Source organism: Clostridium sp. CM042 (assembly GCF_055080995.1).
Genome location: NZ_CM143646.1, coordinates 316652 through 329447, shown reverse-complemented (window position 1 = coordinate 329447; position 12796 = coordinate 316652). Strand labels below are relative to the sequence as shown.

General features: G+C 30.1%; 15 protein-coding genes. All 15 read right to left on the bottom strand.

Annotated elements, in window-relative coordinates:
• Nucleotides 1-414: 414 nt before the first annotated feature.
• The 15 genes from ACWJJ7_RS01660 to ACWJJ7_RS01590 all read right to left on the bottom strand — a co-directional run bounded on the left by ACWJJ7_RS01660 (nt 415) and on the right by ACWJJ7_RS01590 (nt 12790).
• Nucleotides 415-1740 (bottom strand): hypothetical protein, encoded by a 1326-nt coding sequence (locus ACWJJ7_RS01660; protein ID WP_462963646.1) that lies wholly within the window; start codon nt 1738-1740, stop codon nt 415-417.
• Nucleotides 1741-1887: 147 nt separating this feature from the next.
• A complete protein-coding gene (locus tag ACWJJ7_RS01655; RefSeq protein ID WP_462963645.1) occupies nt 1888-2628 on the bottom strand; it encodes a hypothetical protein in 741 nt (246 codons plus the stop codon).
• A 233-nt stretch (nt 2629-2861) separates the two neighbouring features.
• Nucleotides 2862-3497 carry a CatA-like O-acetyltransferase gene (locus ACWJJ7_RS01650; RefSeq protein WP_462963644.1) on the bottom strand — a complete coding sequence of 212 codons (636 nt, stop codon included), beginning with the start codon at nt 3495-3497 and terminating at the stop codon, nt 2862-2864.
• 190 nt (nt 3498-3687) lie between these two features.
• Nucleotides 3688-3936, bottom strand: coding sequence for a hypothetical protein (locus ACWJJ7_RS01645; RefSeq protein ID WP_462963643.1), 249 nt, complete (start codon nt 3934-3936; stop codon nt 3688-3690).
• Between the two features lie 19 nt (nt 3937-3955).
• A complete protein-coding gene (locus tag ACWJJ7_RS01640; protein ID WP_462963642.1) occupies nt 3956-4360 on the bottom strand; it encodes an MBL fold metallo-hydrolase in 405 nt (134 codons plus the stop codon).
• A gap of 85 nt (nt 4361-4445) precedes the next feature.
• On the bottom strand, nt 4446-4937 hold the full coding sequence (locus tag ACWJJ7_RS01635) for a pyridoxamine 5'-phosphate oxidase family protein (RefSeq protein WP_462963641.1): 492 nt from the start codon (nt 4935-4937) through the stop codon (nt 4446-4448).
• Between the two features lie 49 nt (nt 4938-4986).
• A complete protein-coding gene (locus ACWJJ7_RS01630) occupies nt 4987-5139 on the bottom strand; it encodes a hypothetical protein (protein ID WP_462959129.1) in 153 nt (50 codons plus the stop codon).
• A 389-nt stretch (nt 5140-5528) separates the two neighbouring features.
• Entirely contained in the window at nt 5529-6491 is a 963-nt protein-coding gene (locus ACWJJ7_RS01625; RefSeq protein WP_462963640.1) for a M23 family metallopeptidase, read from the bottom strand.
• 681 nt (nt 6492-7172) lie between these two features.
• Nucleotides 7173-8615, bottom strand: coding sequence for an IS4 family transposase (locus tag ACWJJ7_RS01620; protein ID WP_462962964.1), 1443 nt, complete (start codon nt 8613-8615; stop codon nt 7173-7175).
• A gap of 356 nt (nt 8616-8971) precedes the next feature.
• Nucleotides 8972-9598 carry a type 1 glutamine amidotransferase family protein gene (locus ACWJJ7_RS01615; protein ID WP_462963639.1) on the bottom strand — a complete coding sequence of 209 codons (627 nt, stop codon included), beginning with the start codon at nt 9596-9598 and terminating at the stop codon, nt 8972-8974.
• 99 nt (nt 9599-9697) lie between these two features.
• Nucleotides 9698-10660, bottom strand: a complete 963-nt coding sequence (locus tag ACWJJ7_RS01610; RefSeq protein WP_462963638.1) for a helix-turn-helix transcriptional regulator — start codon at nt 10658-10660, stop codon at nt 9698-9700.
• A gap of 266 nt (nt 10661-10926) precedes the next feature.
• Nucleotides 10927-11469, bottom strand: coding sequence for a GIY-YIG nuclease family protein (locus tag ACWJJ7_RS01605; protein WP_462963637.1), 543 nt, complete (start codon nt 11467-11469; stop codon nt 10927-10929).
• 293 nt (nt 11470-11762) lie between these two features.
• A complete protein-coding gene (locus tag ACWJJ7_RS01600; protein WP_462963636.1) occupies nt 11763-11927 on the bottom strand; it encodes a hypothetical protein in 165 nt (54 codons plus the stop codon).
• Between the two features lie 78 nt (nt 11928-12005).
• Nucleotides 12006-12410 (bottom strand): hypothetical protein, encoded by a 405-nt coding sequence (locus ACWJJ7_RS01595; protein ID WP_462963635.1) that lies wholly within the window; start codon nt 12408-12410, stop codon nt 12006-12008.
• Entirely contained in the window at nt 12404-12790 is a 387-nt protein-coding gene (locus ACWJJ7_RS01590) for a protein kinase domain-containing protein (protein ID WP_462964910.1), read from the bottom strand. Before ACWJJ7_RS01590 ends, ACWJJ7_RS01595 begins: the two co-directional genes overlap by 7 nt.
• Nucleotides 12791-12796 lie beyond the last annotated feature (6 nt).

Genomic DNA, 12796 nt, shown 5'->3' with positions numbered 1-12796 from the left:
TATGTTCTTCCTTTGATAAATGAATACTTCCAAACCGAAGTGCACACATCTGCCATCATCGCTTACAATCACTTTCTAATTCGCCATCATACTCATATTTTCTCCACCTAGTAACTACTCTATTTCTTTATATCTAACAATTTCTAATTTATCTTAATCATAGATTATATCTTTATTATACATAACCTGTGTAAAATAAAGATATAAATTAATAACTTATTATAATTAGTTTAAATATGTATTATCCAATTTAGTAAAGACCTCATTTACTTATGTTACGGTTAGCCATTCATCATCCTAAATTTTATTCCCTATTTAGATGTATTTTGTGAATACATCAACTTCCTATTATTAACCTAATGGGTATATGGATAATTGAAAAGCATCATGATGATAATTATATTGCTATTGTACTTATTCAACATATGGATTATCCAGTATTTCTGCACCAGAGTTCTCATTGTCAATTAACTTTTTTAAATAATTACGAATCTCCTCAAAACTCATTTTTCTGGAAAACCCTCGATTTCCATTGATCCATCTGTTGTTTTGAGTATTATCAAAAAGCAGTTCACAAGTTCTTCTAGGAAATTTTCCTAATGAAGATTCAAATATATTATTTATTACAGAATAATGATGAGTATGAATAAAGTCGCTCCAAGACTCAACAACTTCGTCATCTGGACGTATATCTATGATTTCAATCTCCTCCAAATTTCTATCGTTAACTTTTCCCCATGCTTTTTTTAACATAGAAACTGCAGCTACATCACTTTTGGGGGCGCTATATCCAAATATAGTCAATCTATAAGTATGTTGTAAATAGTGCTCTAATTGTTTCCAACTAGCTGAAATATATGGATTGTTTTCATAATTTTTATTCCTTATTGGGTACAACAGAGGCACTTTTTTAAGCATTTTCCCACAATGCGGACATGACATAAATGGGCTTCCTAATACATTATCCTTTTCACAAGTAGCAATAACTATATTTCCATGCAAAAAAGCAAGCGATGGTAGATTGAGTGTAATTTTTGAACACCGCGTATATGCCTCAACTAATAAGGGATCCCAATTAAATGTTGCAACTAAATCTTTTTTTGTTAGACTCAATAATAGAAAATCATATGTGTTCGGTTCATCTGGCAATTCAAATTCACTAAAATAATTTTCTATTGCCCCTTCTAACTGTTTTCTCTGTTGATCGCAATCTTTCCTCTCATACATTTCCATATAAATATCTTCAAGGTTGTCACTGGTTGTGTTCAAGTTAACAGTTGCGATTATATCCTGCATTTCGAGTTTTGCGATAAAACCTTTCATTGCAGATATTTTTTTCCCGTTCTTATCTCCATTTGGTATCGCTGCTACACTTGCACCTGCACCGAGTAAAACCACATGTGGACTATTTTTTAATTTCTTTTCAAATTCATAGACCCTTTTATTTAAATCATCGATATTATTTTCTCTGTAACTACCCATCATATTGTCCAATTCCTCTTTACTCATTGGGCCATTCTTGCCAATACATGCATTATAAAGAATAGCTTTGTTACTTATTTTAACCTTTCCATTATTAATCTCGCCCATAACGGCCAGGGTTTCATTAAACTCAATTAATCCTTCCCCATTATTCATCTGCATTCCAAGTAAATCATCCCTGCAAACTGCATTTTGTAATAACAGTGTTCTATCATCTTGAGTTATATTACCCCAAGATACACCTTCAAATTTTTTCATCATATTATTCCCCTTCTGCTGAAAATAAATTAAGTTTTTAGACTCGCATTATAGACATAGCCTGTCCAATTTATCTGATTTATCTAATAATTCTTATAATTACTTATGATGAACTTTAAGAAAAATTCGACATAACTGATTTTAAAATTATCTTATCTCAACCCTACAATTGGAATTTATTTGATTAATTTTATTATTTTTTAATTCTTTAAAAATTACATTACATATGGCAATCCCTAATTCTACCATAAATTGTTTTTGATTCTCTGTACAATCTTTTCTTTCTATAAGACTTTCTTGTGACGAATGCCTAAAACATTGAATTTTCTTTCTTAATTCCTTTACATCACTTTCTTTAATAAATCCTAAAAAAATGTTATCATAATTCAATGTAATGAATTTCCCGTCTTTTTTTAATAGATATTCAATTAAATTCCCTATTTCTTTTAATTTTTCATCCAGTGCCATTTCGCTAAATTGTGCATTTCTTGTTGATATTTTTTGAATTAATTCATCCACTTCTTCAATTACAACAACTTTTTCATCATTTTCTTTTTCTAAATTCTCTATAGCTTCTTTTGTTTCATCAATTTTCTTTTTATCGTAATCTGATAATTTATTATTTTTTAATTTGTAATCCTCATAATAATTTAGTAATGCAGTTATTAATTTGGTAACCTTAGAATTAGATTCCGATTCAAAGATTTGTCGTAATTTATTAGCTTTTGAACAATAGTCCTCATACCCCTTATCTTGATAAATATCAATGCCAATGATTCCTTTTATAAATCTTTGAAATGAACCATTTGAGAAATCTATTACATATCCACTTTCCATGTCAAACAATTCTTCTAATGATTGTGTTGTTATATATTTTAAATTTGCCATATACCCTCCTCCAAATTACCATTTATCGTATTGTTTTTCATACTTCATTTGTCACAATTATATGCAGATTAGACAAATCCCCATTAATTTCTTATTTTTCAACTTCCGATTATAGACACAACCTGTACAGTTTATCTAATTTTTTCAGTAAATTTTACAGTTGTTTAAGACGAACTTTAAGAACATTGAAAACAACTGCATAAATATAAAATTATTTTTTCTAAAAGCAGATATTATAAATACTTTACAGGATTATCTAAAATTTCTTGAATTTTATTAAAGTAATGTCCAACATGTACGCCATCTACCAGTGAGTGATGTACTTGAACAGATAGTGGTAACTTTATCTTTCCATTTTCCTCAAAGTATTTACCCCATGCTATTATTGGGACACTAGCAACAGGGTTCATTTGAATTCGGTGAGTTATACTAGTAAATGAAACCCATGGAATACTTGTAGTATATATAAGGTCATCACGACCTGGTTCATTTCCAATACTTACATTATTTTTTGTTCTTTCTATTTCATTTGATGTGTTAATCTTAAATTCTTTAAATCCATCTATAAATTCAGCTGTACAAAAACTAAATATTTCATTTGAAGTCATTACTGTAAAAGAAGGACTGACCATTTCATGTTCAATTATTTTATCTTCTCTTATCCTATAACGAAATTCCTTTATGCTATTTGCTGTTTTTGTAACAACATACAACATTGATATAAAAAACGGATTATCTTTTTCCTTAATAAATCTATAAAATTCAGTAATATCAACATTTCCACAAATATTAAAATGAGGATAATCAAGTTGTTTAAAATAATTGTAATGATTTTTTCTTTCCCAATTTTCCATGTCTATAAACTTCACCTGTATACCACTCCCCCTAAAAATTTTTCTACACTAAACTTAGTCTTATTCTACAAGTTAGACATATCCCCCGCTATTCTTTAACGGAGGGATATCTTTGTATAACCATGGCTTTTCAGATATTTCTTATATTCCCTACACTCATCAATTAAGTGTTCATTTTTCCAGCTTCACATTATTGCTCATAATCTTATAGTTCAACTGTGGTTCCCGTACTAAAATATTGCAACCGTTCTCCCAGTTTCTCTTTCAATACCTTATAAGCAGAATTACCAGTACAATGACCAGTATATATATGCTTTACATTCAAATCAAATAGTTGTTTTCCTAATGCTCTAACCTCTTCCGGTTTTCCACCCATAGACTTGGTGCCTATAATCCCCATTAAATGAAAACCACCGATTATAGCCAGAACTTCCTTTCCGTTGAACGTTTCCATTACCTCTTCAATAATGTTATCAACGCCCGTGACAGCAACTATTTAGAATAACTAAACCGTTCTCTACTTCAAACACCAACCTTTGTTCATGCTGAAAATCATCGGCAACAAATCCTTTTTCTGTTTTTCGATACATATGTGCTTTCTTTCCCCGTGCTGCACTTTGGAGATATACTTTTGCTTTACTGTTTTCAGAAAAAAATCCAACATATCCACCAGAGTGGTCATAATGACAATGTGATAACGCAGCAGTATCAATATTTTTTAAATCTATGCCTAGTTTATTGGCATTATTCTGGAACTTATTTGATGCACCAGTATCTAAAAGATACTGTTTTCCATTGTATTCGATATGGACAGCAAGTCCATGTTCCCCACTCAAATTACCAGTAGCTTTATTTTCAATAAGTGCCGTTAGTTTCATTACACACCTCCATATACACTTAATAAAGTAAACCCATATCATTAGGTATGGGTTTACTTGTGACTACTTAGAAGCATATTGTGACCTAATTCTGCCTATTATTTACGATTTCTATAGCTGCTTTACCTGTTATATGTTCGATTTTGATTTCAAATAAACATACTCTATTCCATTCACTTTCAATTTCTCGCTGTCCTTCTTCAATATAGTCAGGTGAATACTTTTCAACTAAACTTTCAATGGCATATCTCCTCTCGTCATCTTCTGTAAGAATCCTTGCTCTACCAAAAACAGACACACTACGAAAATGGGTAGTAAAAGTTTTTTGTATTACTTCGTCTTTTTCTATGACACAAAATGTCACCTTATCATTCCTTTTTATGCTGTCAATCTTATGCCCTTCTTTTGCACCATGAAAAAAGAGTTTTCCGTCTTTATAAGCATAACTTACGGGAACGGTATATGGGTAATCATCATCGCCTATTACACCTAAAACTCCAGATGTGCACTCTTGTAGAATTTCAATTGTTTCTTCTTTGGACAATAATTGCTTTTTTCTTCTCATTTCTCTGAACATAATTACACCCCTCTATAATTCTTTCATTATTATTAAGCCCTTGTTTTTATTACGTTTCCTCAATAAATATTATCATTAATTCATAGATTTTCATAGCACCGCAATATTTTATAAATTTATCATAAAATATATATTTAATCATATCATAATTATTAAAGCTAATAGACTGTATTTTGCTTGAACCTGATATTGAAATGCTCATATTAACCTCTTTTCAAATGTAATGACTAACAAAACTTATTAGAAATATAACCGTCCTATGATATATATCGACTTAAAAAATTAAAAAATAAGGTTATTTTAGAAATTGTATTGCTATATTTTTGTAAGATGTAACTGTGAAAGCAAAAACCCTACGTAAAGGTATACGGTGTACGGCAACGATTCGTGCAAAAAACAGCCACAAGACAGCATTTTCGATGAACTATAAATCAAAAATGGAACTACTATTTTGTGGCTGTTATGACGTACTATAAGAAGGTTGCGACATAACTCAACTTTATTTTGAATTAATTTACCCATTATTCTTAGTAATAATAGATACTATACATACAAAAAAATGTCCAATACAAAAGATTACAGACTGATTGCCTAAACTATAATGATTTTATTCTTGATTGGGTAATATAAATCATTAAAAAATATAGGTACACTCTTACCCTGCCAATATTGTCCATCTTCGCATTTTGATACTTGCATATGCAAATGAGGTCGAGGGGTTAATCCACTATTTCCTATTTTCGCTAATCGTTGTCCTAATTTCACACTATTACCTACTTCTACCGCTATGCTGTCCTTCGCCAAATGTCCCATAACTATATAATAATTATCTATTTTTAATATTACCCGATTTCCAACATTGTAAGGATATATTCCACTAAATGGGATATTGTTTTCTATTCCATTTACTATTTCAACTACAGTAGCATCACATGGACAATATACCTTTTCGTGAAATACCTCATAATCTTTATTTTCTTTAGTGAGAACATTTTTTACTGTAAATCCAATTTTATTAAGCTTGGCTATATCAGTTGCATACCTCATAGATGTATTTGATTTTCCATTTTTATGTATCTGAGCTTTATTATGATAATTGAGTAATGAACTAATCCTACCATCTCCACCATCTGTTATAATATATTTGCCATCTTTAAATGGTAATGATAAATTTATACAATCCTTTGGCTTCTTTGAAGCACGAACAGAACCAATATTAAAATACATTAAAATTAAAGATAGAACTAAAACTAAAACATCTACTAAAACTTTAATACCAAATATACCTTGTATGCCTGTATTAATAAAAAGAAGATTTCTGAAAGCAATTATTAAATAAATCGAAACTAAAACATGTCTAATATAATAGTTTGTAAATTCCCAAGGAGCAGTCTTAAATAATAAAAATATGAAATTACCCACAAAGAAAGTATATATAATACTATCAATAAGATTACCTTTTCCAAACTGAAAAAGACCAAATAAAATTAGGATAGGTAATACTATATTTAACATTTTTGTTGCAATAAATAATTGAACTCTACTTAAAAACATTACTATTCTCCCCCTGTCATTATTAAATATATATTCTTCGTAATAAAATACAAGTTAGACATATCCACCGCTATTCTTAACGGAGGGATATCTTTATAAAACATGACTTTTCAAATATCTCTGATACTCCCTACGCTCATCAATTAAGTATTCATTTTTCCCCCTTCCCATTATAAGAATAATTGGAAGCTCAAGAATATATAAAAAAACGCAGAATTACTTCATTACTTTAGTAATTCTAACAGTTGTTTGTGTCGTCCATCAAGAAGAATATGACACATGGCTTAATAGAAATAATACTTATCTTCCATAGTGAATTAAATATTTTTTTCCTTAATGGCTTTCAATATTTTTTCTATCAACAATTTAAGTTCTCGTGATTGGTAGTGAGTATTTGCATTGCTAATAATATAATAGAAATTTTCTTGATATTACTTGATTTATAGTCGTTTTTTGTTCCTGTTGGTGTGAATAAGAGAATTGTTGGCTCTACCCCATAGCCATCAAGCTAAGCCACATTAAATAATATCGGACTATCACCAGCTACAATATTTTACCATTAATTTTTCTTTCGTGAATTTGAATGGTGTATTTTAAGTTCATATTAGTATTCAAATAATTTCATGGCATGCCAAAAAAACCACTATATAGTGGGAATATTCGCAATTTTTTTAAGTTGGTTTATGCTGCAACTTTAGCCTGCGCTGATGTTCGTTTATAACAAATTCCAAGGATATCAAAAACGGTTTTCTTATCTTTTTTATGAGATTTCATACCATTCCTAACTACATTTTCAAATATGAATTTTAAGGTGTTGAAAATTTTATTAGGGAATTTGATAAGCTCAAAGTATAGACTATCAATATATTCATGAACTATTTCACAAGTTTTAATTTCACTAGCTTCAAGCCCGTTATTTTCTAAAGATAAAGTCCTCATTTTAAACATTACAGCAGAGCTTATGAGTAGCAAAATAAGTTTTCCATAAAGCTGACATTGAAACCGTTCTATTTTAACTAACTTTACAACTTGTATACTAAATATGGATTTCCAAGTTTTAAATATTATTTCGATCTGCCACCTTAAACTGTAAAACTCATGAACCTGCTTTGCACTTAAAACTTCTTCTGTAATATTCGTTATATAAATAGATATCCCTAATAATTCAATAGTATTATCACTTTTTTCTATACCCTTCTTTTTAGCAGTCTTCACAGATTTTTCTGTTCTTTTTTTCAATTGCTCATTTGTTAGTTTATACAAAATAAGCCTTGTATTTAGGCTCTTTTCCTTACCTACATAAACATCCTTAATTTCATAACGGTCTCCCTCGCCCATCTGTTTCATTATGTCAGAAATATAGATTCTTTTAAAAAGGCTTGATTTTTTAGGAGAGCCATTCTTATAGTACTCTATATCCTTATTTTCTATATATACTGCTATATTAGGTTTGAGTCTTGATATGAAAAAAGCTTCTCTATCTTCTATATCCAAAAAATCTTCAAAGTTGAAATACCCAAGATCTCTTAAAATAAGATCGCCAGCTTTGACAGTATCTCTTATTTTGCTCCCAAAAGTATTGTCACTTCCTGATCCCGCTCCTACTTGTATATTAAGCAGATTTCCAGATTTCAATTCATATTCTAGTTGTATTTTTACACCAGAAGCTTGAGAACAGCCACCAGATCCAGGATAAATATCTTTATAGCTTTCTGGCACTTGAAAAGCAGTAGAATCAAGTATTCTTATTCGTTTGAAATGTTCATCCCATACACTTGGTATACAAGTATTATTTGTTATTGTTTGGCGCAATAGGTTCTCAAAAATCTTCTTTAAAAATTCTACACATCTTTCATTTAAACGTTGATCTAATGCTTGATTAGAAATAACTATTCCTATTTTTGCACTAAGTTTTGTACATAAGGTAACAAGTGTGTTATTTGCAACCTCTGCATCCATAAAACAGCATAAGCAAACGAATTCCCATGCTTCAATTTTACCTTTTCTTTTCACAAACCCCGTTTCTCTCGCTATTTCTTCAAGCTCCTCTTTTGAAAAGCATCTTTTAAGTTCATCTGCAAAAAGCTTTATATCTTTATCCAATTTTAAGTTTTCTTTTATCATTTGTAATTTACCCCCATTGATGTGTTTTTATTATCTTTCAAATAATAACATTTTTACAAATGGGGGGCTTTATTTTTATAGGATTTTCTTAGCTTGATGGCTATGTGGCTCTACCCCTTATAGCGTTCTTTTAACCTTTGAAGAAGCATAGATATATTTGGTTCATAAGCTTTCAGAGTAGTATTAACTTCTTTCCATAAAAAAACTCCATGACTTATATTTATTCTATATCAATCATGGAAGTTTACATAAACTTTGAAACAGACTCACTTGCAAGTCTATAATAATCTCCAACTCCGCATTTGGCTTTATACTTTTATATTTATATAAATAACTTTGATTCACTCAATTTTCTACTATTGAATCGAGCTCATCAACTCAAAGAAATATTCTGCATCTTGAGTTTTATAAAGATTGTACCAAGAATCTAAGGTTTGTGGTGAAAACACCTCTAGAATTTTCAATATATGCAAAGTAAATTCTAGAGGAGCTATTCCAGAGGCAGTAATCAAACTTCTATCAGTTACTGCGTATTCTTGCTTATAATATTTTTCTCCTGCATAGCTTGGACAGACCATTTTAAGATATTCCAGGTCATTGCTTGTATGAGCTCGCTTATCTAATACTCCTTCCATAGCAAGTCCTATTGTAGCACCACAAATTGCCCCTACAACAATACCTTTCTCTAAACATTCTTCAGCCATTCTTATAATGGGCGCATGAATTGCTTCTGTCCATGTATTCCCACCAGGTAGAATCAAAGCAACGGTCTCTTCAATACTACACTCCTTAAGTTCAATTTCTGGCAATATTTCTAGACCTCCCATTGTAGTAATAGGGTTCTTGTTAATTCCTACAGTTACTATTTTTAGAGGCATTAATCCCTTTTTGTAGTACCTTCCCGAATTGATTTCAGTACTTAAATAACCTATTTCCCAGTCTGCCATTGTATCAAATACATAAAGATATACTTTGTTTTTCATTTTCTATTCCTCCACTTTCATTTTTTAGTACTATTTATCACAGGATGGTTTCAAGCTCCATCTTAATCAATTATATATTATCTTTACTGACAAATTCAGTCAGTGGAGATAATAGTCCAGCAAATCTTTAAGAATTGATGCCATAGCAGCTTTAAAACTATTTGGTTCAAGCACCTTTATTGCTTTGCCATATGGAAGTAGAATATGAGGAACATAGGTATGGATTGAGTATTCATCCATTAAAAAAATCATTCTGCATTCAGTTCGTTTAATCAGATGATATCCTAAAAACCAATGTGCACTTAGGTCATTCAATGCTTCTGACTTGCCCTCAATTACTAAAGTGCAAAGTTCTACTTTACTTTCTATATTCGATAATAAGCTTTCTGTAAAAAACTCACGTGCCGAAAAAGCTTCAGGACGCTTAAACGTATTTTTAGTGCTTATAATATTTATTATTCTATCTACCCTAAAGTTACGAATTTCATTCCTAAGATGGCAAAATGCAATAGCGTACCATTTATTGTTCCAGTAAAGCATCCCATAGGGGTCAACAACCCTATGCTTGGGATGCCCTTCATAACCTGTACAGTATTCAATTTCCATAGAGCATTCATTTGCAACAGCTTGCTCGAGTTCCATTAATATAGGTTTGACAGCTGGATCGCAAATACGGCTCACTACTTCAAATCCAACTAAATGACGATTGAGAACCTTTTCTTGTTCTTGATTCGAAAACATCTTTAACTTTGATGTTGCATTATTTAGTGATTCCATAAAAGGATATCCTGATTCCATTGCAAAAACAGCAGCATGCAAAAGTGATTTTTTCTCTTCAAGATTAAAAAATAGGGGTGCTCGGATAAAATTGTTAAGCAAACTATATCCGCCGTTATGACCAGACTCCGATATTATTGGCACTCCACTAACACACAGTGCATCCATATAACGATAAACTGATCGTATGTTTATTTCTAACCTTTCGGATATTTGCTTTGCAGTTATTTTTGTACCTGAATTCAGCATCCATAAAATCGCTAGCATATTATCATTTTTTGGCATAATGCACCCCCTAATCTGGTTAACAATTAAATTTTATTGTTTAGGAATATAATATCATTAAATATTGTTTTTAAAAATTTATAACATTTCTTATTATTAAATCAACTGTGACGCATTTTTTAACTAGTTCGCCATATCCAAGTTATTCATTTTCACTACACTCATCAATTAAGTATTCATTTTTTCGACTGCCCATTATTAGCCTAATGGGTATATGGATAATTTGAAATTAAATTAAAGCCTAATTATTTAATAATTAGGCTTTATTATCTAGTTCTTAACTGAGATAGCTCTTTCCTAAAAGCTCTATTCTTTTCGCTCTTATTATCTTTTAAATTTAAAGGTGGTTCATAAGTGTTAATCAAATATACCTCAAACTCCATAGGGTTATCAATTGTAACAAAATGCATTATCAATTTATCTTTCATCCAGTCTGATAAATTTTCCTCGTGTTCATCAATGAACTTATACTTTAAGTTATTTGTTTCACTCTCATATTCTTTTTCAAAGCCAAACAATACTCCCAAGCTTTTCCGTAATGTAGAACTTCTAGCTTTTCCATTAAAATGATTTCTATAATCCCGTTTTCTTATACTTTTCACCCTTGAAGTTGGTCTACCAGCTATTCCTACATAAATAACTGGTAATCCATTAACGTATGAATATTCTAATTCCTTCATTCGTGAGGGTAAAACATCAGTATTTTTTGCGCAAATTAGATATGCTCCTGCTGCATCTGGTAATTTAGTGGGCATGTCTATTGTAGGGATAAAAGTATTTTTTAATAATTTATTTAATAATTCTTTCAAATTGCTAATCAGCCTCCTTTGTGATGGTAATTTTTATAATTGCAAATATGTTATATCGCATAATGTAATAACTGAACATTGTTAGCCTAATTAGAAGTTCTACAGCACGCCGATTATATGAATAATAGGAAATTCAATACATATTATGTCTTTACTTATTGCACTGTTCACTGACATTAATTAACGATCAAAACATACATTGAAGTGTAGTCATTAAAACAAATGAGATTACATTCTACTGCTATCTTACTTACTTTTTACATATTATACATCGATAAATAAGCCATAAACTTTTATATATTATTATTATATCTACTTATAACATTAATTTGCTGAACCCCTTTTTCAATTTCATTAAAATCAAAGGCAAAGTGGTCTGGCTTATTACTTTGAATCAAACCTGAATTAGTATTTTCTAATATAAACCATTGACCAAATAACTCTTCTCCATCTTGCACTAAAAGAATATTAAATCCTCTTTGGTCTATATATAATCCACCCCAAGCTCTTATCCTCCTACTTTTATATTCTGGAAGTTATAATTCAACTCTTGTATATTCATCACCAAATTCTCTTCTTTTTACTTTTCTAATAAAATCTTTTTTAAGAATTGGTTTAAGCTTAATTTCAATTACCTTTCTTGAAATTAAATTAATTTTTACATCAATAACTTCATAACTTGTTATTCTTTTCTTTTGAGTTATTGTAATTTCACCTTGAGGATATGCTTTATTAAATGTATCTATAAATTCATGTATTGGCTTATAAATATCCTTCTTAAACTGATACTCAACTAATTTGCAAAAGTCTTCATCTTCTCTTTTCTTTCTTTGCTCTTGTAGTTCTTTTTGAGATTCAGAATTATCTTTAGCTAATCTATTATTAACCATAGCACTTATAATATTAGAAAATTCTTTTTCTTCTATCTCATTATTTAACAATCTGACGCAGTGTACATAATATGACCAAAACCTTTAAACGTTATAGTTCTTGTCCTATCATTTGCTACCTTAGATAAGCCAAAATCACTTATTTTAATAACATCATCTTTAATTAATATATTATCTGGTTTTATGTCTCTATGAACTAATACATTATTAACTGCTTTCATACCCTTAGCCAATTGAATAAACAAGTTTTTCAACTTACCTTCTTCTATAAACTTATTTTCGTCTTTATTACCTTTTATGTACTCCTTAAGAGTTCCACTATCAGCATATTCCATTATTACATACGGTGGCAAATCACTTATTGTTTCCCCATCATTTGCAAATAAATATTTAATAACCTTATTGTCCTCAATTTTAGCAGCTAAATTTATTTCATA